Source organism: Shinella daejeonensis, from assembly GCF_024281235.1.
Lineage (GTDB): Bacteria > Pseudomonadota > Alphaproteobacteria > Rhizobiales > Rhizobiaceae > Shinella > Shinella daejeonensis.
Genome location: NZ_JAHWXY010000006.1, coordinates 99993 through 123861 on the forward strand (window position 1 = coordinate 99993; position 23869 = coordinate 123861).

Genomic DNA, 23869 nt, shown 5'->3' on the forward strand with positions numbered 1-23869 from the left:
CTTCGCGCGGCTGTCCGCGGCACGGCCCGGGCCTCTTTCCACCATCCTCGCGGGCTGCTATCAATCTGACGTTTTCGTAAGCGTAAATTGCCAACCGGACCCCGCCTCATGGCTCTGCCCGCGATCCTCAAGGACAAGCTGCGCCTGCCCGTCGTCGGCGCCCCGCTCTTCATCGTCTCCCATCCCGCGCTCACGCTCGCGCAATGCAAGGCGGGCGTCATCGGGGCTTTCCCGGCCCTGAACGCCCGGCCGCAATCCCAGCTCGACGAATGGCTGGCGGAAATCACCGAGACGCTCGCCGCCCATGACGCGCGCCATCCCGAACGCCCGGCCGCACCCTTCGCCGTCAACCAGATCGTCCACCGTTCCAACAAACGCCTGGAACAGGACCTGGCGCTCTGCGAGAAATACAAGGTGCCCGTCGTCATCTCCTCGCTCGGCGCGGTGCCCGACGTCAATGCGGCCATCCAGAGCTATGGCGGCATCGTGCTGCATGACGTGATCAACAACCGCCACGCCGATTCAGCGATCCGCAAGGGTGCCGACGGGCTGATCGCGGTGGCGGCCGGGGCGGGCGGCCATGCCGGCACGCTTTCACCCTTCGCGCTCACGCAGGAAATCCGGGCCTGGTTCGATGGGCCGCTGCTTCTTTCCGGCGCGATCGCGACCGGCAGCGCGATCCTCGCCGCCCGGGCGATGGGCGCGGACATGGCCTATATCGGATCGCCCTTCATCGCCACCGATGAGGCGCGCGCAAGCGCGGCCTACAAGCAGATGATCGTCGACAGTTCCGCCGCCGACATCGTCTATTCCAGCTATTTTACCGGCATCCACGGCAATTACCTCAAACCGTCGATCGCCGCCGCCGGCCTGGATCCCGACCGGTTGCCGGACGCCGACCCGACAAAGCTGGACTTCGGCGGGGCGGAGACGGAAGGCGCCAGAGCCTGGAAAGACATCTGGGGATGCGGCCAGGGTATCGGCGCGGTTACCGAAACGGGGTCCGTCGAAGCGCTCGTCACCCGGCTCGAGCGGGAATATGCCGACGCCCACCGGCGTCTCGTCACCACCGCCTGATCCGCCGATGAACGAGGAAAAAGGGACAAACCGAAAATCGCCGCTTGAAATCCATGCGCATTGCGGCTATCAGCGCACCCATTCCGGGTGCGGGATCATCCCCTATCCTGTCGGGCCGCTTTAGCTCAGTCGGTAGAGCACATCATTCGTAATGATGGGGTCAGGTGTTCGAGTCACCTAAGCGGCACCATTTCCTTCTTCCTTTGATTTCGAGCGTATGACGACCCAGCGGGCTTTGTGTCGTCTGCCGGCAGCGGGATGACCGAGCAATCCCGGTGAGCCGGATTTCACCGGGATCGCTCTAGGACGCTTGATCCCGGGGGTCGACCGGGTGCGGCGGCGGGGACGGGGCTTCGGCTTCCAGTTCCTCGGCGAGCGACAGATCGACTTCGCGGATCCATTCGCGCCAGATGGCGACCAGGAGCGCCATGAGAACGGGGCCGATGAAGAGGCCGAGGAAGCCCATCGTCTTCACGCCGCCGATGAGGCCGAAGAACGTGGGAAGGAACGGCAGCTTGACGGGGCCGCCCACCAGCCGCGGACGCAACGTCTTGTCGACGATGAAAAGCTCGACCGAGCCCCAGGCGAAAAGCGCAAGCCCCGCCGTCGGCGATCCGCTCGAGACGAGGTAGAGCGAGACCAGCGTGAAGGAGAGCGGCGCGCCGCCGGGGAACAGCGCCATGATGCCGGTCAGCACGCCGAGCGTGACGGCGGAGGGAACGCCGGCCACCCAATAGGCGATCCCGAGCACGATGCCCTCGCCGATGGCGATCAGCGTCATGCCCGTCACCGTCGCGCTGATCGTCGCCGGCACCACGCGCGAGATGCGCTCCCAGCGCGAGGGAAGGATGCGCTCGCCGAGGCGGTCGACCTGTCCGGCGAAGGTCTCGCCGTCGCGATAGATGAAGAACAGCGCGATCAGCATGAACAGCATGGCGAGCAGCAGGCTGAAGGCCTTGCCGCTGGCGGCCAGCGCGACACGGTAGATATTGCCGATATTGGCGCCGCTGACGATCTGCGTCAGTTCCCCGATCGCGCCGGGATGATCGAGAAAGCGCGCCCATTGCATATCCAGCCAGCCGCCGATGACCGGCAGGTCGCGGATCCACAGCGGTGTCGGCGCACCCGTGCGGTTGGTCTCCACCGCCCAGCCGATCCACTCGCGGATCTCGTGAAAGGCATAGGTGGAGGCAATCAGGATCGGTCCGATGATGAAGCCGAGGATCAACAGGATCGCGATGGTGGCGGCAAGAGTCCGGTTGCCGCCCAGTCGGACGAGCAGCCGGCCGTAAAGCGGCCAGCTCGCAAAGGCGATGACGAGAGCCGCAAGAACCGGCACCACGAAGCCGTGAAAGAAATAGATGCCGGCAAGAACGACCAGAACGAGAAGCCAGCGGGCGGCGGTGACGGGCGAAACCAGGGCGACGCTCTTGGAGCGGGGCAACCCGAAGAACCTGTGTTCGCCCCGACGATCTTCCGAATGCAGCAACCTGTCAACTCCCGTTCAACCCGTCATCACGTCGATGTGCCCGGCAATCACCAGGTGCCATGAATATCTAACCGGAAAATGCTAACGATATACGGGGATTTTGCGACGCAGGCACCCATCCATCGGCAGGACAGGAAGAAAAATGCCTGCCCTGCGCATATTGAACCCCCCGTTCACGGCGATATCCTGTATCCATGCGCTTGATGCCGGGCCGTGAAAACATCATCCTGTCTTCATCGCGGCGCGGGCGAACCCACCGGTGTCCGCCGCCTGGGAAGCGAGGAGGAAACAGATGTCAGCCAGCGTCGAGGCCGCGCCCGGCATACCCGCAGAACGGTTCTGGCTGGCGTCCTATCCGCCGGGCATGGCAAGCGAGATCGCGCCGCTCGCACATCCTTCCATCGGCCGCTTCGTGGAAGCCTGTTGCGAGACCTTCGCGGCGCGTCCCGCCTTCACCAGCATGGGCCGGACGCTGACCTTCCGGCAGTTCGAGGCAGAGACGCGGGCAATCGCCGCATGGCTGCAATCGCGCGGGCTTGAAAAGGGCGACCGCGTCGCCGTGATGATGCCGAACATCCTGCAGAATCCGGTCATCATCTTCGCCATCCTGCGGGCGGGCCTCGTCGTCGTGAACGTCAACCCGCTCTACACGCCCCGGGAACTGGAGCACCAGTTGACCGATTCAGGCGCGAAAGCGCTGTTCGTTCTGGAGAACTTCGCCGCCACCGCGGCGCAGGTGGTCGCGCGCACCGCCGTTCGGCATATCGTCGTCGCCACCATGGGCGATATGCTGGGGCTCAAGGGCGCGATCGTCAATGTCGTCGTTCGCCGGGTGAAGAAGCTGGTGCCTTCCTGGTCGCTGCCGGGGTACGTTCCCTTCACCCGCGCCCGCGCGGAGGGCATGCGGATGACGCTTCGCGCGCCCGACGTGAGGCCCGGGGACACCGCCTTCCTGCAATATACCGGCGGCACCACCGGGATTTCGAAGGGCGCGACCCTCACCCACGCCAACCTCCTGTCGAACATGGAGCAGATCAAGCTGTGGATCCAGCCGATATTCCAGCGCAGGAACCAGCCGGACCAGCTCGTCTTCGTCTGCGCCCTGCCGCTCTACCATATCTTCGCCCTGACGGTGAACGGGCTGATGGGCGTCGCGCTCGGCGGCCACAATGTGCTCATCGCCAACCCCCGCGATATTCCCGGCTTCATCAAGGAACTGGGCAGGCATCGCTTCCATGTCTTTCCCGGCCTCAACACGCTGTTCAACGCGCTGATGAACCATCCACGCTTTTCCACGCTCGACCTTTCCGGCCTGCTTCTGACGATCGGCGGCGGCATGGCGGTGCAGCGACCGGTGGCCGAGCGATGGCATCGCATGACCGGCTGCGCCGTCACCGAAGGCTACGGCCTTTCGGAAACCTCACCGGTGGCGACGGCCAATCGTTTCGACCGCGCGGACTTCACCGGCACCATCGGCCTGCCGCTGCCGTCGACGGAGATCAGCATCCTCGACGACGACGGCCATGCGCTGCCGCTTGGCGGCGTGGGGGAAATCTGCATCCGCGGCCCGCAGGTCATGGCCGGATACTGGCGGCGCGCCGACGAAACGGCAAAGGCCATGACCGCCGACGGCTTCTTCCGTACCGGCGACATCGGCTTCATGACCCCGGAGGGCTATACGAAGATCGTCGACCGCAAGAAGGACATGATCCTCGTTTCGGGCTTCAATGTCTTTCCCAACGAAGTGGAAGAGGTGGCGATGGCGCTGCCGGGCGTGCTCGAATGCGCGGCGATCGGCGTCGCGGACCAGCATTCCGGGGAGGCGGTGAAGCTTTTCGTGGTGCGCCGGGATCCGGCATTGACGGAAGCGGACATCAAGGCCCATTGCGCCGCAAACCTGACAAACTACAAACGGCCCAAGCATATCGAATTCCGCGACGAACTGCCTAAATCCAATGTCGGCAAGATCCTGCGCAAGGAGTTGCGACGGCCGGCAGACGGTTAAACCGATTTAATTTTTTCGGCGAAACGGATAATCCGGCCTTGATTTGCGGCGGTCAAAGCGACTAGCTAACCGCCGATCGTCCACCGAAGGAGTATGCCGATGAACGCGCGCATCGAAAAGCTGACATCCACCGTGCGGGACACCAACGCCACCGACGTGCGCGCCGCTTTTGCGGCCGATCCGGAACGTTTCACCCGCTACAGCCTCACCCTTGACGATTTCCTCTTCGATTACTCGAAATGCGCGGTGAACGAAGTGGTGCTCGACGGCCTCGAGGCGCTGGCGAAGGAAGCCGGCGTCGAGGCCAAGCGCGACGCCATGTTCGCGGGCGAGATCATCAATATCACCGAGGAGCGGGCGGTGCTGCATACGGCGCTGCGCAACCGCGCCAACACGCCGGTCCATGTCGCCGGCCGCGATGTCATGCCCGATATCAACGCCGTTCTCGACGCCATGGGATCTTTCGCCGAGGGCATCCGGTCCGCCGCGCTCAAGGGCGCGACGGGCGAGGTGATCACCGATGTCGTCAATATCGGCATCGGCGGATCCGATCTCGGACCGGTCATGGCGACGCTGGCGCTCGCGCCCTATCACGATGGCCCCCGCCTGCACTTCGTCTCCAATATCGACGGCGCCCATATCGCCGATACGCTCCGGACGCTCGATGCGAAAACGACGCTCTTCATCGTCGCCTCGAAGACCTTCACCACCATCGAGACGATGACCAATGCCGAGACGGCGCGCCGCTTCATCGTCGAAAATCTCGGCGAGGCGGCGGTCGGCAATCATTTCTGCGCCGTTTCCACCGCGCTCGACAAGGTGGCGGCCTTCGGCATCGGCGAAGAGCGCGTGTTCGGCTTCTGGGACTGGGTCGGCGGCCGCTACTCGATCTGGTCGGCCATCGGCCTGCCCTTGATGATCGCCATCGGCAAGCAGAGATTTTCGGAGTTCCTGGCCGGCGGCCATGCGATCGACAATCACTTCCGGGAAGCGCCGATCCGCCGCAACATCCCGATGCTGCTCGGTCTCCTCGGCTTTTATCACCGCAACGTGCTCGGCTATCCGTCGCGGGCGATCCTGCCCTACGACCAGCGCCTTTCGCGCTTTCCGGCCTATCTGCAACAGCTCGACATGGAATCGAACGGCAAGTCCGTGACGATGGACAGCAAGCCGGTGGAGATGCAGACGGGACCGGTCGTCTGGGGAGAGCCCGGCACCAACGGCCAGCACGCCTTCTATCAGCTCATCCACCAGGGCACGACGATCATTCCCGCCGAATTCATGATCGCGGCGAACGGCCACGAGAAGAACCTGCGCCACCAGCATCAGCTGTTGATCGCCAACTGCCTTGCCCAGTCGGAAGCGCTGATGAAAGGCCGCTCGCTCGACGAGGCCAGGGCCCAGCTCGCTTCCAAGGGGATGGCGACGGAAAAGGCGGACAAGATCGCGCCGCATCGCGTCTTCTCCGGCAACCGGCCGTCGATCACCATGGTCTATGACAGCTTGACGCCTTTCGCGCTCGGCCGGCTCATCGCGCTTTACGAGCACCGGGTCTTTGTCGAGGGCGCCCTCTTCAACATCAATTCCTTCGACCAGTGGGGCGTGGAACTGGGCAAGGAACTGGCAACCGGCCTCCTGCCGGTGGTGGAGGGCAAGGAGAGCGCGGCAGGGCACGATTCCTCGACGGCCGGCCTCGTCTCCGCGCTGCTGAAGGCGGCGCGATAAGCGCCGATCGGAAGCGGCTTTCCCTGCAAGGCCGCTTCTCTTTCTTCAGAAGGTTTTCACAGCGTGCGACGCAGAGGGCAAGCGACCGCTCGGGCCCGATGCGATGGGCCTGTCGGCCTTGTCAGCCCAGCTTGATCTCCCGCGCCCATGGCGGGTTGGCCCCGGCGCGCGAGACGGTGATGGCGGCGGCGCGCGCGCCGAGCGTCAGCGCCCGGGCGATCTGATCTTCCTCAAGCCCGGCGACCTGCTGCTTGGTGAGCAGGTTCTGCATCTTCAGCGCGGCGAGCACGCCGGCGTCGAACGTATCGCCCGCCCCGACGGTATCGACCACCGTCACGCGCTCGCTCGGCACGACGACCTTGTGACGGGCGGTATAGCCGGCCGCGCCGGCCGCGCCCCGGGTCACGACGACAAGCTTCGCGCCATGGTGCAGCCAATGGCGGGCCAGCGTCTCCTCGTCCCCCTCCAGCCCGAACCAGGCGAGGTCCTCGTCGGAAAACTTGACGATATCCGCCATGGCGGCCATGCGACGGATACGCCCGAGATGCGCCTCCTTGTCCTTGATGAAGCCGGGGCGGATATTGGGATCGAGCGAGATTACCCGTTTCTCATGTTCCCGGCGCATCAACGCTTCGTACGTCGAGCCGCAAGGTTCCGGAATGAGGCTGATGGCGCCGAAATGCAGCGCCTCGCAATCGTCGCCGAGTGCGGGAAGATCGGCCTCGCGAATCATCCGGCCGGCCGTGTTCTCATCGTAGAAGGCATAGGTCGCGTGGCCGTCGACGAGCTTGACGAAGGCGATGGTGGTCGGCCGCGAAAGCGTGGCGCAATAGCTGTAATCCACCGCGCTTTCGCCAAGCGTCCGGCGCAGGATATCGCCCATCATATCGTCGGAAAGGCCTGTGAAGAAACCCGTCGCCACGCCGAGCCGGCCGAGCGCGATCGCCGTGTTGAAGATCGCGCCGCCCGCGTAAGGGGCATAGGCCTCCTCACCCTCCGTCGAGACACGCGGCAGCATGTCGATCAGGGCTTCACCGCAACACAGGATCATCCGCTATCCTCCCCATGGATTTTCAATCGATTTAAACGATCCCGGCCAAAAGCGCCAGCACCCTTTTCAGGCAACCGGCAGTTCCGCGACGCCGCCATGGGCGGACGACCAGGCGAGGGGATCGTCGAAGAACGCCTCGACGGAGGAAAGCGTCGCCTCGTCGAACAGCCTGTCGGCACGCGCCACGGCCAGCACGTCGCGCCAGGTGGCGATATGATGCAGCGTCACGCCGCCGTTGGCGTAACGCGCCGCGGCCTGGGCGAAGATGCCGTAATAGAACAGTGACATGCCGTGCTCGACGATGCCGCCGGCGGCGCGGATCGCGTCGATGAAGGTGAACATGGAGCCGCCGACCGTCACCAGATCCTCGATGACGAGGACCCGCGCGCCCTCCGGCATGACGCCCTCGATCTGGGCGGCGCGGCCATGGCCCTTGGGCTTCTTGCGGACGTAGATCATCGGCAGGCCGAGACGGTCGGCCAGAAGCGCAGCAAAGGGAATGCCCGCCGTTTCGCCGCCGGCCACCACGTCGAAACGCTCGAAGCCGGCGCTGCGGGTGATCGTGGCCGCAGCGAAATCCATGATCGCCGAACGCACCCGGGGATAGGAGAGCAGCTTGCGGCAGTCCACATAAACCGGGCTCGCCATGCCGGAGGCGAGCCTGTAGGGCTCATCGGCGCGAAAATGCACCGCCTGGATCTCCCAGAGCATGCGGGCCATCAGCTCCGCCATCACGTTTCTGTCCGGAAAGGAATTGGAAAACATCGACATCTCCCGCATGACTGACGATGCGTGCGCATAGCAGCAAGAGGCCCGGCTTTCCAGCCGGAGCGCCCGCGCAACCGGCATTTTCGGATCTATGCATGTAAAAACCCTCCCCGGCAGCCGGGGAGGGCTTTCATCGGTCCGCGATTTTGCCGGTCTCAGGCGGCGGCGCGGCGGGCATCCAGCGACCAGGCGCCGGGGCCGAAGGCGGCAAGCACGAGGAAACCGCCGGCAATCGTGACGTTCTTCCACATGATCAGGCCGTTGAAGACCGTGAGCAGGCCGTTCGCGCCTTCCGGAAAATCGGGAATGTTGATCGAACCGCTATGGAAAACGAACGCGGTGAACAGGCAGAACAGGGCAAGCAGCCAGGATGCGATCCGCGTCTGGAAGCCGAGAAGGATGCAGAGGCCGGCGACGAGTTCGAAAATGCCGGCGAGATAGGCAAGCGCCGTGGCGGCCGGCAGGCCGGCGCCGGCGATCATGCCGGCCGTGCCGGCCGGATCGATCAGCTTCGGATAGCCTGAGGTGATGAACATCAGGGAAAGCAGGATGCGTCCGACGAGGACGATAAGGTTCTGTTGCATGGGATCTCCTGGGGCGTCAGCGTTTGTAATGATGGGAAAATAGCAGTTTTCCACCGTTGCACTAGACTACCCCCCAGAAGACAGATCGTTCATATTTTCTGAACGATCCCGGCCGCTCGCATCCTCCGGATGGGGGAGGAAATGCGCAACGCCTTTTTGCGCGACGCTTAGCGGATTTCGCCGGCCTGCGGCCCCCAGGTATCGGTCATGGCGAAACCTTCGGCCAGCGGATCGGTCGGATCGAGGGCGATCTGGTGCAGGCCGAAGGTCCAGCCGCGGCCGGTGATCGTGGGGATGATGGCCGGGCGTCCTGCGACGGTCGTTTCCGCCTCCAGCCCGACCTCGAAGCGGGAGCCGATGATCGAGCGCGACTGGAACGTATCGCCCACCTTGACCAGTCCGCGGGCATGCAGCGTGGCGAGATTGGCCGAATTGCCGGTGCCGCAGGGCGAACGGTCGACGCGGCCGGGCCACATGGTGGTCGCGGTGCGCACGGTGCCGTCCGGGTCGCGGTCACGGAACATGACATAGGCGATGCCGTTGATTTCCGGGATTTCCGGATGGACGACGGGCATGGCCTTGTTGATCAGGTCCTTCAGCACCATGCCGGCGTCGACGAGAGCACGGGCATTGGCCTTCTCGATCTTCGTGCCGATCTGATCGACGTCGACCAGGGCGTAGAAGATGCCGCCATAGCTGATGTCGAAGCGCACGCGCCCCCAGAGCGGTGTCTCGATCTCGGCGTCGAGCTGGTGCACAAAGGAGGGAACCATGGTGAGCTTCACCTTCTCGCATCGCCCGTCGCGGCAGGTGGCCGTGGCCTTGACGAGGCCGGCGGCGGTGTCGAGCACGACGACCGTCTCGGGCTCCTTCATCTCCACGATGCCGGTTTCGAGCAGCGCCGTGGTGATGCAGATCGAATTGGAGCCGGAAGAGGCATGGGCCTGATCGGCCTGAAGGATGATGAAACCGGCATCCGCCTCGGGCCGCTTGGCCGGCAGGAGCAGGTTGACCGAGCCCGTTGCTGCCGCGCGCGGCTCCAGGCAGAGGAAACGCCGGAGGCTGTCATCCACCGTATTGATGTAGTTCAGCTGCTCGGCGATCGTATCGCCGGGGATCTTCGGAACGCCGCCGATGGCGACCTTGCCGACCTCGCCTTCGCAATGAACGTCCAGCAACTGGATCGTGCGTTTCCATCTCATGTCGTGATGCTCCCTTGTTGCCGGCAGGCGGCGGTGCATTGCCTGTCGCACAGCCTGATATATCCGATCGAAAGCCGTTCCAACCGCTTTATACAGCCGTTCGGGACGATATCGGGACCATGACGCCGTCGCAGAGACGGCCGGCAAGCGTCAGCGGACCGGCCTACCGGCCCACCATGCCATCGGCGGTGTTGCCGATGGAGCTGCCGAAACGGCGCCACTGGTCGTCATAGCCGCGGCGTGTCGCCGGGTCGAAGACGGCGATCGGCGTCGATACGGCGATGCTTGCCGCGCTGCCGACCGTCTGGGCCGCGCCGAGCGCCACGACGCCGAGCCGGTCACCGAAGCCGATCTCCGAATCCGTCACGGTCTGCCCGTCGATCAACCGGTTGCCGATCAGCCGCACGACCTCCGGGCTTTCCGCGAATTTGCCGTGGTTCAGCCGGTCGCCGGATTTGAGTGCGGTGAGGTCGAGCACGGTTATGCCCTGCGCCTCAAGCAGCGATCGATAGGGTTCCTGCGACGGGTCGATCTGCCCCAGCCGGTCGACATTGCCGGAAAGACGCTTCGAAAGCGTCAGCGCCCGGTCGTCCCGTGAGACGAAGATGGTAAACTTCGGCTTATCCTTGCCGAGCGCGTAAAGCTGCTGGCCGAAGACATCGACATCGAGGTCGGGCGACGCCAGGATGACCTGCTCGATCTTCTTCGGCACGCGGCCGTCGCGGATCGCCATCTGGCGCAACGTCTCGACAGCGAGCCATGTCCCCATGGAATGGGCCATGATGGTGATTTCCCCGACGTCCGGCGTGTCGATGGCGGCGCGTAGCAGGCTTTCCAGCGCATCACGCGAATAATTCGTGCTTTCCTTGTCGTAGGAATAATCGAAAATGCTGGCGCGGGAGGGCCAGGTGAAGATGATCGGCGCCGCATCGGTCTTCGAATCATGGACGATCTGGGTGAAACGGTAGACCGCATCCTCGTAGCGGTTGTTGAAACCATGCACGAAGACCAGCACCCGCCCGCTCTTCGGCAGATGGCGGTCGAGCCATCCGCGTGCCGCCGGCACGTCCATCGGCTTGACGCTGACGGTTGTGAAATCCTTGAGCGGATCGGCCGGCAGCCGCGAGGGCCATTGCACCTGGCCGACCTTGCGGTTCTTTTCGGGCGGGACCGATACGACGATGTCGCTCAGCATCAGGCCGGAACCGCGCTCGCCGGAGAAAAGTACGCCCGGCTCCTCGGACGGCGCGCGGGTGGTGGCGACGAGCAGATCCACCGGGGATGCGCCTGACGCTACCTTTCCGTTGGGAACCAGCACGCCCTCCGGCCGACCGGCGCAGGATGCGAGCGAAAAGGCCGCCAGCAGAATCATCGCGCAGAACGCGCGCGACGCACCGGGGATCGTCCTGTCCCGCTTCATACGGCCTTCCCTTCATCGGTGCCGGCCGTCATGGCCGGGACATGCTTCTCCTTAGCCGAGCCGGCGGCGGTTTTGAAGGGGAACACCCGGCATGTCTTGGCGGGATCGGCCGGAAGAATGCGGACGTTGCGCTTCGGTCACGCCCCGACGATGCGTTCCCGCCCGACGCGGATGACATGTTCCATGGCGCGGCGAGCGCCGTCCTCGTCGCGGCGGCGGATTTCCTCGACGATACGCATATGCGACGCAGCCACCTCGCCGACGCGGATACGGTCGGCATTCGGCGAACTCAGCTTGAATACGCCGACCAGCGCCGCCTCGATCAGGCTGCCGACCGTGCGCATGAAGGGGTTTGCCGCCGCATCCATGACGCTCAGGTGAAAACGCAGATCGGCCAGCGCCAGCGTCTCGGGCGTATGGGCGGGATCACCCATCGCTACGGCGAGATGCATCATCCGGCTGATATCCGCCTCCGAGGCGTTGCGCGCCGCCAGCGCCGCCGCATGGGGCTCGAAGCCCATGCGGATCTCGATCAGATGCAGCAGGAAGGCGGTATCGACCCCGACGGTGAAATGCCAGGTGAGGATGTCGGCGTCGAACAGGTTCCACTGGTGCTTCGGCGTCACCCGCGTGCCGATACGCGCTCGCGGCACCACGAGCCCCTTGGCCGCCAGCGTCTTCATCGCCTCGCGCAGCACGGTGCGCGAAACCCGGAAGCGGGCCTCGAGTTCCGCATCGCCCGGAAGCGTCACGCCCACCGGAAACTCGCCGGCGACGATGGCCTTTCCAAGCGCACCGACGACCTGCCAATGGCTGGTGCGCCGGTCTGCCTTGCTCAACACCGCCGCCTGCCCCCTACCCGTCCACATCACCGTTCGTCCACACGCGATCTTGCCTATGATGCCGCCGGAACGGTTGCAGCGGCCCGCCGGCGGCGATCCGAAATATGGATCAGCCCTTTCTGAAGCAGAATGAAGGCGAAGAGCAGCAAGCCGATCAGGATCTTCGTCCACCAGCTCGAAAGCGAACCGTCGAAGGTGATATAGGTCTGGATCAGGCCCTGGATGAGAAGGCCGACGAGCGTTCCCGCGACAAAGCCGGAACCGCCGGTCAGCAGCGTGCCGCCGATGACCACGGCGGCGATCGCATCCAGCTCCACGCCGACCGTGGCGAGCGAATAGCCCGCCGAGGTATAGAGCGAGAAGACGATGCCCGCGAGCCCGGCCAGGAAGCCGGACAGCGCATAGATCGCCACGGTCGTGCGCCCCACCGGAACGCCCATCAACTGCGCCGTCGCAATATCGCCGCCCAGCGCATAGACATTCGCGCCGAAGCGGGTGCGATGGGCGATCAGCATGCCGGCCGCGAAGACGGCGAGCATCAATCCGCCGATCAGCGTGATGCGCCCGCCGCCGGGCAGCTTGTAGTAGAGGCCCTTGAGCGTCGCATAGAAGGGATGCCTGATCGGGATCGAATCGATCGACAGCACGAAGGCCATGCCTCGCGCCAGGAACATGCCGGCAAGCGTCACGATGAAAGGCGGCATTTGCAGATGGTGGATGATCGCCCCCATCAGCGCACCGAAGGCGGTGGTGATGACGAGGGCGAGCCCGAAGGCGGCAAGGGGATGGATCGCCGTCGATTGCAGCAGAACGGCAAGGAAGACGCCGGTGAAGGCGATGACGGCGCCGACCGAAAGATCGATGCCGCCCGACAGGATGACGAAGGTCATGCCGACCGCCGCGATCCCCAGGAAGGCGTTGTCGGTCAGGAGGTTGCCGATCACCCGCGTCGACAGCATGTTGGGATATTGCAGGTAGCAGACGAGATAGGCGAGCAGGAAGATCGCAACCGTCGCGGCGAGGGGAAAATAGCGCGGGTTCATTTCGCCTCCTGTCCGGTTCCGGCCCGGTCGGCGCGATCCTGTCCGGCGCCGTCCGCCGCTCCGCGCGAGCGCGACAGCCATGCGAAAACGGTCCGGGCGCGCGGCGACTGGATGACAAGGATCAGCACGATGATCGCCGCCTTGATGATGAGATTGAACTCGGGCGGAAAGCCGGACAACAGGATGCCGGTATTGATCGCCTGGATGATCATCGCGCCGATGAGCGAGGCGGCGATGCTGAAGCGCCCGCCGAGCAACGAGGTGCCGCCGATCACGACCGCGAGAATGGCGTCGAGTTCCAGCCAGAGACCGGCATTGTTTGCGTCGGCTCCCCGGATATCGGCGGCCGCGATGATGCCGGCGACCGCCGCGCAAAGGCCCGAAAGCATATAGGCGGCGATCAGCAATACGCCCGTGGAAACGCCGGATAGTGTAGAGGCGCGCCGGTTGATACCGAGCGCCTCGATCAGCATGCCCAGAGCGGTACGCCGCACGAGGAGAGCGACGACGATCCCGAAGGCCAGCCAGATCACCACCGGCATGGGCAGGCCGAAGAGCGATCCGCTGCCGATGAAGATCAGCCCCGGATCGTTGAAGGTGAGGATCGCGCCCTCGGTGATGAGCTGGGCGATGCCGCGTCCGGCCACCATCAGCACCAGTGTCGCGATGATCGGCTGGATATCGAGCACGGCCACCAGGACGCCGTTCCACAGGCCGCAGAGAACGCCCGCGCCGAGCGTGACGAGAAGCGTCACGGCCAGCGAATGCCCGGAGGTGATGCAGGCGGCCGCCACCGCGCCGCAGATCGCCATGACCGCGCCGACCGAAAGATCGATGCCCTTGGTGGCGATGACCACCGTCATGCCGATCGCCAGCAGCGCCACCGGCGCACCGCGGTTGAGGATATCGACGAGACTGCCGTAAAGCCGGCCGTTCTGGATCTCCAGCCGGAAGAAGTCCGGAAAGGCGAAGGAAATCATCAGCAGGATGACCGCAAGCGCGGCCACCTGCGGCAGCAGGCGAAGCACATGAAGGCTGAGAAAGCGGCTCATGCCTGCGCCCTCTCCGTGGCGGCGATGGCCTCGACGATGGCCGCCGTCGTCACCCGTTCGCCGCTCAGTTCGGCCACATGGGCACGGTCCCGCAACACGATGACCCGGCTCGAATAGGCCACGAGTTCCTCCAGTTCGGAGGAGATGACGATAAGGGACATGCCGTTCTCGCAAAGGGATTCGATGAGACGGATGATTTCCGCATGCGCCCCCACATCGATGCCGCGCGTCGGCTCGTCGAGGATCAGAAAATCCGGATTGGTGGCAAGCCAGCGGGCGAGGATGACTTTCTGCTGGTTGCCGCCGGAAAGAAGCCGGATCGGCTTTTCCCGGTCGGTGGTGCGGATGTCGAGCGCCTTGATGTAGTGATCGGCGAGCCGGTCCTGTTCCGCGCGGCCGAGCGGGCGCGCCCAGCCGCGCCGGGCCTGGAGCGCAAGGGCGATATTCTCGCGCACCGACAGGTCGCCGACGATGCCGTCGACCTTCCGGTCCTCCGGGCAGAAACCGAATTTCTCGCGGATCGCCGCGCGCGGCGAGGACAGATCGAGCCGCCGGCCGCCGGCCTCCGCCGTGCCGCTGTCGGCGCGCTCCGCCCCGAACAGGATCTCCGCCGTTTCCGTGCGGCCCGAGCCCAGCAGGCCGGCGACGCCGACCACCTCGCCGGCCCTGACGTCGAGGTCGAAGGGCCGGATGCGGCCGCTGCGGCCATAATTGCGGAAGCGGAAGCGCACCTCGCCGGCCCCCGCGGCGGCACGGCCGTGGGCATCATCCGCCGCATCCGCGAGTTCGCGGCCGAGCATCATCGCGATAAGGTCGCGGCGTGACAGTCCGGCGGCCTCCTGCGTGCCGACGAGGCGGCCGTTGCGCAGCACGGTGATACGGTCGGCAATCTCGTAGACCTGCTCGAGAAAATGCGTGATGAAGACGATGCCGAGACCCCGATCGCGCAGACGGCGCACGATGCGGAACAGCATCGCCACCTCATGCGCATCGAGACTGGCGGTCGGCTCGTCGAGGATCAGCACCTTGCCGGAAAGATCGACCGCGCGCGCGATGGCCACCACCTGCTGCACGGCGACGGAATACCCTGAAAGCCCGGCTGCGACATCGATGTCCAGGTCGTATTGCGCCAGCAGCACCCGGGCGCGGCGATTCATCTCCCGCGTGTCGACGAGGCCGAAGCGACGCGGTTGCCGGCCGAGAAAGAGGTTTTCCGCGACGGTGAGGTTCGGCAGGAGGTTCACCTCCTGATAGACCGTTCCGATGCCCAGGTTCTGCGCCTCCAGCGTATCGCGGGGATCGACCTCCACGCCGTCAAGGACGATGCGGCCGGCATTGCGCCGATAGGCGCCCGTCAGGCATTTCACGAGCGTGGATTTTCCCGCGCCGTTCTCTCCGAGCAGGGCGTGCACCTCGCCTCGCCGCAAGGAGAAATCGACCTGATCGAGCGCCTTGGCGCCGGGAAAGCTCTTGTCGATCCCCGTCGCCGCAAGAACAAGAGGATTGTCCGACTGCATGATCGCGACCTGTCTGTCGTTAGCCATTCGTCCCGAAGAAACAGGCGGGGACGAAACGGAAGCCACAACGCCCCTCGCAAGGCGATGCGGCCGGGACGGCCGCCGCGCACCGGGCACGCGGCGGCCTCTCAGGATCAGTAGCCGAGGCCCTTCTTCTCTTCGTAGACCTTCATCGGATCGTCGGCCTGCGTATAGAGTTTGGATTCGGTCTGGATCCACTTCGGGGGAGCCGTTCCGTCCTTGCGATAGGCATCGAGGGCGTCGAAGGCGGGGCCTGCCATATTCGGCGTCAGTTCGACCGTGGCATTGGCTTCGCCTGCGGCCATGGCTTCGAAGATGTCCGGCACCGCATCGATGGAGACGACGAGAATGTCCGTGCCCGGCTTCAGGCCCGCTTCCTTGATCGCCTGAATGGCGCCGACGGCCATGTCGTCGTTATGGGCGTAAAGCGCACAGATGTTCTTTCCGCCGTCTTCCGCCTTGAGGAAGCTCTCCATGACCTCCTTGCCCTTGGTGCGGGTGAAGTCGCCGGTCTGGCTGCGGATGATCTTCAGGTTGTCATGGCTTTCCAGCGCCTGCTCGAAACCCTTCTTGCGGTCGATGGCCGGCGAGGAGCCGGTGGTGCCCTGAAGTTCGACGACATTGCACGGCTTGCCTGCCACCGTATCGGCCAGCCACTGGCCGGCGACGTTGCCCTCATGAACGAGGTCGGAGGTGATGGCCGTCAGATAGAGATCGTCAGCGGCATCGACGGTACGGTCAAGCAGGACGACGGGAATTTCCGCCTCTTTCGCTTCCTGCAACACCTCGTCCCAGCCGGTCGCGACAACCGGCGCCAGCAGGATGGCATCCACCCCTTGAGCGATGAAGGACCGCAGGGCCTTGATCTGATTTTCCTGTTTCTGCTGGGCGTCGGCGAACTTCAGGTCGATGCCGCGCTCTTCGGCCTGCTGCTTGGTCAGCGTCGTCTCGGCGGCGCGCCAGCCGGACTCGGATCCGATCTGCGAGAAGCCGACCGTCATTTCCGCAGCCGCAGCAGCGCTGAAAAACGAGACGGCAAGAACTGTGGCACCGGCAAGTGCGGCTTTGATTGTCATGATGTCCTCCCAAAGAAAGCTGCCGCTCGGCAGCAGGAGAAAAACATCATATTATATTACTATTGTAAACCGTAAATTTTAGCCGTCTCTTTCCTCGCGGACCAAAGCTCCGGGCCCGGCCGGAACCGTCAAGGGAACGCCGATCCGGCCGCGCCGCGCCGCCGGCACATAAACCCGATGAACACTTGCAATAAGGGGATTTCATTGTCTATTAGCGAAAACGCTCGACCGGCAGCCCGGACAATCCGTTTTTCCGGGAGGGAAAACCGGGCAGATATTCCACAGCGTGACGCTCCGGCACCGGCAAGCTATGGCGAGAGATTGACAGACCGAGTATGCGAGTCCTTTTTCTGATCCTTGCCCACCATGAGCCGCAGCAACTCGCCGAACTTGCGCAAACTCTGGTATCGGCGGGCAGTAACGCGGAGGCGCTGATCCATTTCGACGGCAACGCCCGGCGCGAGGATTTTGAGCTTCTGGAAAAAGCCACCGCCCATTCCGACCGCATCCGGCTCGTGCGGGAGCGCATCGCTTGCAAATGGGGCGACTACAGCCTCGTGCAAGCCGTCATAAACGGCCTTTGCGATGCGCGCGCATCGTCCCGGGAGTACGATTATGTCGTTCTCCTGAGCGGTTCCTGCCTGCCATGCCGCCCGATCCGGCAACTGGAGCGCTATCTTCACGAACACAACGGCACGGAATTCATCGAGGCGTGCGATGAAACCTGGATAACCGGCGGCCTGCGCCGCGAGCGCCACGAGTTCTACTACCCGGTGCCGGCCTCTCCGACCAAAAGCAGGATCGAGAATTCCATCGTCGCCCTGCAACGCCGCCTGAAAATCAAGCGGAAGGCGCCAGCGGGCCTCGACGTCAAATTCGGCTCCCAATGGTGGGGCCTGACCTGGCAAACATGCCTGAAGCTTCTGGATTTCATGGCGGAAAATCCGTCAGTCGAAGCCTTCTTCCGCAAGACCTACATACCGGATGAAATGGTCTTCCCGACGATCGTCAACCATCTGGCCGCCCCAAGGGTCGGCGGTTTCGGGCTGACGTTCTTCCAGTTCACCAATTTCGGCAAACCCGTCACCTTTTACGACGACCACCGGAATTATCCCTTCACGCTCGACAGGTTCTTCTTTCGCAAGGCCTCCAGCGAAGCGGTGAACCTGCGCCGGACGGCGCTTGCGATAGCGCGCGCGGCAGATGGCGGCGAGGATCTCTCCGGCATCGGACGGCCGAACACCGATTACCGGATCAGGATCGACGCCCAGATCAACCACCCCGTGCCGGGGCAGATCTTCTACCGCGATCAGTTCTGCGACGTGAACGCCGCGATGGTGCGGCGGCTGGCAAGACCCTATGTGATCGTTTGCGGGCCGCCATCGCAGGTCGACACCGTCCTGTCCGCGCTCGATCCCCGAATTTTCGAGACGTTCGGGCGGCTGTACAAAGCGGGCGATATCGATTTCGGCAAGGGACGGAGCACATTCGGCGGTCTCCGGCGGAACGGCGTCCACATACGCGACATGCATCCCTTTCTCTTTCTGGTCAGGATTCTTCAGAGAACCGACAAGATCCCCGTATTGTCATGGGCGCCCGGAGATTGCCGCCGGATGCTGGAGGGCGCAATCGACGATCCGAATGCCCTGGTCATCTCCCTGCCGCCGATCGGGCGCAGCGCGAAGGAAAGCGCGGACCGGTGGCGACAATCCATATCCGCTCCCTGCCGGCAAGGGGATGGGAAGCCGTCATCGGATCCGAACGTCACGCAACCGCAGCCCCCCGTCCCCATCCATGCCGCATTGTTGTCAGGCATCGGCGGCCATTACGACGCCCGCGTGCTGGCATGCCCCCGGCCCCGTGACGCGACACCGGCCGAGATGCAGGCGTGCGCCGACATATACCGCCAGAGCTTCACGAGGCTGAAGCATCGGTCGTCGGCCTGGCTTACCCATATCCATGAAACGCTGGCGTCGCTGACAGCAGGGGAGACCGGCGACCGACCGGAAAAACATGGAGGAAATCCATGAAACTCCTGAAAAAGATTTCAAAGGAAATCTCCGACTTTTATCTGTACTTCCGGCTTTTCCTCGAAGACCGCCTGGCGGGCCGGAGCCTGACCCTCGTTCAGGACAGATTGGGCGCGATAAGGAAACGGGACATTCTTCTCGTCTCGTGCCTGCGGAACGAACGCTTCCGCATGCCGGCCTTCGTCGACTACTATCGCAAGCTGGGCGTCAGCCATTTCCTGTTCGTGGACAACGACTCCACGGACGGCTTCATGGACTGGGCCGGAACGCAGGAGGACGTGACGGTCTGGCACACCGCGGCAAGCTACCGGGATGCGAAATTCGGGATGCTCTGGCTCAACGACATCCTGCGGCGGCATTGCCGCGGCCACTGGTGCGTGGTCGTCGATCCGGACGAATTTCTCGTCTATCCCTATATGGAGACCCGAAGCCTCGCCGCGCTGACCCAGTTTCTCGACGAGGAAAAACGTCCCTGCATGCATACGCTGATGCTGGACGCCTATGGCAAGGGCCCGCTGGAGGAAAGCCTCCTTGCGGAAGGGCAGGATCCGTTCGAAGTCTGCCCCTATTTCGACAAGGACGGCTATTTGCAGGTCCCGAGCTGGGGGCATTCCACCTGGATTCGCGGCGGACCGCGGCTACGCGTGCATTTCGCCGAAAATCCCGACGAGGCGCCGGCGCTCAACAAGGTCCCGCTGATCAAGTGGCGCTTCCACTATCACTACAATATGTCCATGCATGACGCGCGGCCCTTCTACCTGAACCGCGCCCATCGGATCGGCAACGTATCGACCTCGGGCGTGCTGTTCCATTTCAAGATGGTTTCCTCCCTCATCGCCAAGGCGGAGGAGGAAAGCCAGCGCAAGGAACACTATGCGGACGGCCGGGAATACGACCGGTATCTGGCGGCCGAACAGGTTAGCTTCTACGAGCCGGGGATCAGTTGCCGTTACGAGAGGCCCGGACAACTCGTCGCGCTCGGGCTGATGTCTCCCGGGCAATGGTTCTAGAGCGGTTCCGGTTTTCACAGAATCGGTAGAAACCGGTTCCCGTTGCGCCGGAAACGCTCCAGCCGCGCCTGCCTATCCGGCCAGCAAGGGGCGCTCAACTTTCGGGGGGATAAGCCAGAGAGCGCTGTCGAGCGCGGCGCAATCCTCCTCATAGGCCTTGCCCAGGCTCTTCCGTTTTTCGTCGGACCAGGGCGCGAAACCGTCGAATCCTTCGGATTTCAGCAGCTTGTTGCCGATCACATTGATGAGCAGGCCGGCGACATCGGGGCCTTTCTGCGCATCGATCAGGTCAAGCACATCGATGGCCATCTGCGAGAAGGATTCCCGTTCCGGCTTGTCCTGGGTTTTCGCCACCACAGGAACCGGGGTTCCGAACGCCATATCCTGCAATATGCGATCGGAATGCTCGCGGAAATCTTCATACCGCCAGATTTTCGTTCGATCGGGACGGAGCCCTTTGATAAGCCGGTCGAGAACCGATGGCCACCTCAACGCCTCGAATCGCAGATGCTCGACGAAAGCGTCGAAAGACAGGAATTTCCGTCTGAAGCGCAGGGTTTCGCAATAGGCTGAGGCGAGGAAGGAATCGTAGGATCGGATACAGCAGTAAAGCGTGATATCCGCATCGGGGAAAAGCGCCCTCACCCGGCTCAACCTCCCCTTTCCCGTGTCGAAGGGCTCGCCGCTTGCAAGGATGCGGGCGCAATTGCCGATCAGGTTCTCGTCCGACAGGATCAACCGGTCGAGGGGACCGTGGGGGACGCCCTCGAAGACCTGCGCCGCGAGATCGCCGATCCGGAAATCCCCCGGCTCGATGTCCTTGAGGCGCGACGTGAAGGCCTTCCTGAAGGGGTCTCGCGGCATATAATCGATACCGGATTTCATCAGGTCGGGACGCGCGACCTCAAGCCGCTTCTGCATGTATGTCGTTGCGGTCTTGTGTACCCCGACGTGAAAATTGATCTTCATCCTATCAACCTTATCGAACCGGTTTCCCACGCGAGGCATCGCGATGGCCATCACGATCTCCCCGGCGCAGCGGCAGGTTCTACCAGCCGCCTCGAGATATCGGATTTTGCATTGGCATTTGTCGCAATATTGTCAACCCGAAAAGGACGCTGCCGGGCGACCCGTTCACGGATTGCGCCAGTCCGGCTTCCGGCTTGCACGGGCGGCCTTTCTCATCGGCTATCGCTCAGATGGAATAGGCGAAGTTCTCCAGATCGGTTGCATAAATCTGCTTGCCGAGATCACGGATACGGTCCGTCAGCACCTCTTCATAGGCGAACTTGCTTTTCGGGCCTTCGTTGAAACGCGGAAACGGGATCGTCGTGGCGCCGGTACGCTTCATGACGAACTCCATGTCCTGATCCATCGTTTCGACGCGTCCGATGAAATCGAGCGTCCTGAACCGCAGCGCATCGTTGATGATCACCGTTTGCGGAATCCAGTGCCAGTCCAGCCGGAAATCGACCGTTTTGCGTTGCGTGTCGCGGACGAGATTGAGAAACGCCAGAAAATCCGCCCGACATTCCTCCAGGCTTTCGTTGCGCAGGGAAGCGCCGTATCTGTTCTTCAACAGGACCTGCGCATCGCCGAATGCATATTGGCTTTGATGCAAGATCTTCTCGTTGAACAGCGAATAGGCCCGCTTCAGCGGATGCCGCACCAGCGTGAATACAAAAGAACGACGAAGCGCCTCATAGACTTTCGATCTGTTGTTGTCGAAATGAATCAGTCGCGACTGCTCGATCTTATGGATATCGAGAGGCTTTTCCGGGTAACGGCCGTGCTCCAGATGGTACATCCAGTTCTTGACCGATGTGCATCCGGCTTTCGGGACGCTGAGATAGACGAAATCGAATTTGGAGGATGCTATAAATGCCGGCATGCCCTGTCCCTGTTTTTCAACATCCAATCTGATCGACGACAGAAAGGCAAGTCCCGCAGAACGCCATCCGTTGCATCAATCTTCCCGCTTTCCACGACAAGGCACCCACCGGAAACCCGTCGAAGACATCACCACGTTTCATTCGCTGCGGGTGGGCGTCCGGCCGCGATATCGGGCCAGCAGTCCGTGGGCGAGATTCTCCTTGTTGCGCCGATAGAATTTCCGGATCTTCGTCACCTGGACGTCCACGAAGCGGTAAGCTCTATAGAGAGGAAAGGAGCCGAGGCTCGCCACGCGTTCGCGCAAGCTGCGTTTCGGCGGATCCATCAGGCGATCGTATATCGCAAGCGTCCGGACGATTTCCAGTAGGAAGCGGCCTTCCGAACCTGCCGGAACCCGCCCCCCGTTATGCAGCGTGGCGAACATCTGCTTGCGGGAATAATTGCGCAACTCTCTCGCATAGTTCACCGCCAGATCCGCCTCGCGCGAGAGGATTTCGGCAATCCGGCGGTGCTGCCGGATCGCATCGAAGTGCCTTATGTCGGTCGATCGCAGGATCGAACCCGGCCTTTGCCGATACAGCACCAGAACATCGGGAATGACATATATGGATGCGGCGCGCATGATGCATTCGGCATTCCAGACGATATCTTCATAGTAGCAGGTCGGAAAGTTCAGGTTTCCCTGCATTACGAAGCTGCGCGCATAGACCTTGTTCCAGGCGACGCCGAAGTTCTGAAGCAAATGCCGGCGTTCGGGTACGCTGTTGCGGGCTCCCTGCTCCAGCCATTTGGTGAATCTGTTCGGCTCCTTCCGGCCGTCCATGTAAAGGCGCGAGAAATTGATCATCAGTATGTCGGGCGTTTCCCGTCCGATATGGCTTGCGATCACGGGCAGCGCGTCGGGCGTCAGCAAATCGTCCCCGTCGACAAAGATATAGTAATCGCCCGCGGCCGCTCGCATGCCCTGGTTCCGTCCCTCGCCAAGGCCGAGATTCTCCTTGTTTTCGATGACGGTGAAAAGATGCGGATGGCGGACCGTCACACGCCGGATCGCGTCGAGCGTTCCGTCGGTCGATGCATTGTAAACGACGATCACCTCATAATCGCCCCGGCCCGGAAAAATACAGCTCTCCAGACAGTCTCCGATGAAGGCCTCGATATTATAGGCGACGACGATGATCGAGTATTTCATCTGCCGCAGTCTCCAGTCACGAACGCCCTCTTTCTGTTCTTCCCCGCCGCGCCGGCCGGAAGGCGGCATTACGCCATATCTAGGAGGCTAGCACGAGTTTCAGGCCGACGACCGCAAGAACCAGCGCAAGAACGGGACGGATGAACCGATCGGAAACGGACACCGCGATAAGGCTGCCGATGATGATGCCCGGTATGGAGCCCACCAGCAACGATCCGAGCATGCCCCAATCGACGCCGCCCATGACCCAATAGCCGATGCCGCTGATCAGCGTCAGCGGGACGGCATGGGCGATATCGGAGCCGATGATGTCGGTCAGGCGCAGGCGCGGATAGAGAAACAGCATCAGCGTGACGCCGAGCGCGCCGGCGCCGACCGAGGTCAGCGTCACCAGCGCACCGAGGATGAAGCCCAGGATGATCGCCGGCCCGGGATAATCCTGAGGCAGGCGCTTCCTCTGCGCCGGCCGCTGCATGCGCCCCATCATCATCACCAGCCTGTCGCGGAACATCAAAAGCAGGGACGTCAGCAGAAGCGTACAGCCAAGCGTGGTCATGATCAGGCTGGCGATCCCGTCGTCCGGCTTTCCGGTGGTGGAGATCAGCAGGATCGTCAGGAGCGCGCCAGGAATGCTTCCCAGGGCCAGAAAGCGCACGATCTTCCAGTTCACGGTCTGTTTGCGGCCATGAACGATCGTACCGACAGATTTGGTGATGGCCGCATAAAGCAGATCGGTGCCGACGGCGGTAACCGGATGAACGCCGAAGAGCAATACCAGGATCGGCGTCATGAGAGAGCCGCCCCCCACGCCGGTGATACCGACGAAAGCGCCGACAAACAGACCCGATATCGAGTAGTGCCAATCAATCAAG

At 63.1% G+C, this 23869-nt stretch carries 20 protein-coding genes and 1 tRNA gene; 6 read left to right on the plus strand and 15 right to left on the minus strand.

Features of this window, described 5'->3' with window-relative positions; translation table 11 throughout:
* Positions 1 to 108 precede the first annotated feature (108 nt).
* Together KYK29_RS15450 and KYK29_RS15455 are read left to right on the plus strand one after the other, a co-directional pair.
* Complete coding sequence (locus tag KYK29_RS15450; protein ID WP_254691803.1) at positions 109 to 1077, plus strand: NAD(P)H-dependent flavin oxidoreductase; 969 nt, start codon at positions 109 to 111, stop codon at positions 1075 to 1077.
* 114 nt (positions 1078 to 1191) lie between these two features.
* Positions 1192 to 1267 (plus strand) — tRNA-Thr (locus KYK29_RS15455).
* A 111-nt stretch (positions 1268 to 1378) separates the two neighbouring features.
* On the opposite strand, the gene KYK29_RS15460 is transcribed toward KYK29_RS15455, so the two are convergent.
* Positions 1379 to 2566: an AI-2E family transporter gene (locus tag KYK29_RS15460; RefSeq protein WP_437437260.1), complete on the minus strand. Its 1188-nt coding sequence runs from the start codon at positions 2564 to 2566 to the stop codon at positions 1379 to 1381.
* A gap of 292 nt (positions 2567 to 2858) precedes the next feature.
* On the opposite strand from KYK29_RS15460, the gene KYK29_RS15465 reads away from it, so the two are divergent.
* Positions 2859 to 4571, plus strand: a complete 1713-nt coding sequence (locus KYK29_RS15465; protein ID WP_254691804.1) for a long-chain-fatty-acid--CoA ligase — start codon at positions 2859 to 2861, stop codon at positions 4569 to 4571.
* A 99-nt stretch (positions 4572 to 4670) separates the two neighbouring features.
* Positions 4671 to 6296, plus strand: a complete 1626-nt coding sequence (gene pgi, locus KYK29_RS15470) for a glucose-6-phosphate isomerase (protein WP_254691805.1) — start codon at positions 4671 to 4673, stop codon at positions 6294 to 6296.
* 121 nt (positions 6297 to 6417) lie between these two features.
* Here the strand turns inward: pgi and KYK29_RS15475 are convergent, their stop codons facing one another.
* The 10 genes from KYK29_RS15475 to ytfQ all read right to left on the minus strand — a co-directional run bounded on the left by KYK29_RS15475 (position 6418) and on the right by ytfQ (position 16872).
* Positions 6418 to 7347, minus strand: coding sequence for a carbohydrate kinase family protein (locus tag KYK29_RS15475; protein WP_254691806.1), 930 nt, complete (start codon positions 7345 to 7347; stop codon positions 6418 to 6420).
* Between the two features lie 66 nt (positions 7348 to 7413).
* On the minus strand, positions 7414 to 8112 hold the full coding sequence (locus KYK29_RS15480) for an orotate phosphoribosyltransferase (protein ID WP_254691807.1): 699 nt from the start codon (positions 8110 to 8112) through the stop codon (positions 7414 to 7416).
* Between the two features lie 158 nt (positions 8113 to 8270).
* A complete protein-coding gene (locus tag KYK29_RS15485) occupies positions 8271 to 8699 on the minus strand; it encodes a DoxX family protein (RefSeq protein ID WP_254691808.1) in 429 nt (142 codons plus the stop codon).
* 167 nt (positions 8700 to 8866) lie between these two features.
* Positions 8867 to 9901: a proline racemase family protein gene (locus KYK29_RS15490; protein WP_254691809.1), complete on the minus strand. Its 1035-nt coding sequence runs from the start codon at positions 9899 to 9901 to the stop codon at positions 8867 to 8869.
* 163 nt (positions 9902 to 10064) lie between these two features.
* Entirely contained in the window at positions 10065 to 11273 is a 1209-nt protein-coding gene (locus tag KYK29_RS15495; protein WP_437437266.1) for an alpha/beta hydrolase, read from the minus strand.
* A 185-nt stretch (positions 11274 to 11458) separates the two neighbouring features.
* Positions 11459 to 12160: a FadR/GntR family transcriptional regulator gene (locus KYK29_RS15500; protein ID WP_437437261.1), complete on the minus strand. Its 702-nt coding sequence runs from the start codon at positions 12158 to 12160 to the stop codon at positions 11459 to 11461.
* 56 nt (positions 12161 to 12216) lie between these two features.
* A complete protein-coding gene (gene yjfF, locus KYK29_RS15505) occupies positions 12217 to 13206 on the minus strand; it encodes a galactofuranose ABC transporter, permease protein YjfF (protein WP_254691812.1) in 990 nt (329 codons plus the stop codon).
* Positions 13203 to 14258, minus strand: a complete 1056-nt coding sequence (locus KYK29_RS15510; protein ID WP_254691813.1) for an ABC transporter permease — start codon at positions 14256 to 14258, stop codon at positions 13203 to 13205. The genes yjfF and KYK29_RS15510 overlap by 4 nt, the downstream gene beginning before the upstream one ends.
* Positions 14255 to 15802 carry a galactofuranose ABC transporter, ATP-binding protein YtfR gene (gene ytfR / locus KYK29_RS15515; protein WP_437437262.1) on the minus strand — a complete coding sequence of 516 codons (1548 nt, stop codon included), beginning with the start codon at positions 15800 to 15802 and terminating at the stop codon, positions 14255 to 14257. The genes KYK29_RS15510 and ytfR overlap by 4 nt, the downstream gene beginning before the upstream one ends.
* A gap of 107 nt (positions 15803 to 15909) precedes the next feature.
* Positions 15910 to 16872 (minus strand): galactofuranose ABC transporter, galactofuranose-binding protein YtfQ, encoded by a 963-nt coding sequence (ytfQ, locus tag KYK29_RS15520; RefSeq protein WP_254691814.1) that lies wholly within the window; start codon positions 16870 to 16872, stop codon positions 15910 to 15912.
* Positions 16873 to 17207: 335 nt separating this feature from the next.
* Between ytfQ and KYK29_RS15525 the strand changes: the two genes are divergently transcribed.
* Together KYK29_RS15525 and KYK29_RS15530 are read left to right on the plus strand one after the other, a co-directional pair.
* Positions 17208 to 18902: a beta-1,6-N-acetylglucosaminyltransferase gene (locus KYK29_RS15525; protein WP_254691815.1), complete on the plus strand. Its 1695-nt coding sequence runs from the start codon at positions 17208 to 17210 to the stop codon at positions 18900 to 18902.
* Positions 18899 to 19912 carry a glycosyltransferase family 2 protein gene (locus KYK29_RS15530; protein ID WP_254691816.1) on the plus strand — a complete coding sequence of 338 codons (1014 nt, stop codon included), beginning with the start codon at positions 18899 to 18901 and terminating at the stop codon, positions 19910 to 19912. Before KYK29_RS15525 ends, KYK29_RS15530 begins: the two co-directional genes overlap by 4 nt.
* Before the next feature lie 72 nt (positions 19913 to 19984).
* On the opposite strand, the gene KYK29_RS15535 is transcribed toward KYK29_RS15530, so the two are convergent.
* The 4 genes from KYK29_RS15535 to KYK29_RS15550 all read right to left on the minus strand — a co-directional run bounded on the left by KYK29_RS15535 (position 19985) and on the right by KYK29_RS15550 (position 23868).
* Positions 19985 to 20881, minus strand: a complete 897-nt coding sequence (locus KYK29_RS15535; protein ID WP_254691817.1) for a hypothetical protein — start codon at positions 20879 to 20881, stop codon at positions 19985 to 19987.
* Between the two features lie 226 nt (positions 20882 to 21107).
* Positions 21108 to 21803, minus strand: a complete 696-nt coding sequence (locus KYK29_RS15540) for a sulfotransferase family 2 domain-containing protein (protein WP_254691818.1) — start codon at positions 21801 to 21803, stop codon at positions 21108 to 21110.
* A gap of 138 nt (positions 21804 to 21941) precedes the next feature.
* Entirely contained in the window at positions 21942 to 22997 is a 1056-nt protein-coding gene (locus tag KYK29_RS15545; protein WP_254691819.1) for a glycosyltransferase family 2 protein, read from the minus strand.
* 79 nt (positions 22998 to 23076) lie between these two features.
* Positions 23077 to 23868, minus strand: a complete 792-nt coding sequence (locus KYK29_RS15550) for a sulfite exporter TauE/SafE family protein (protein WP_254691820.1) — start codon at positions 23866 to 23868, stop codon at positions 23077 to 23079.
* Position 23869 lies beyond the last annotated feature (1 nt).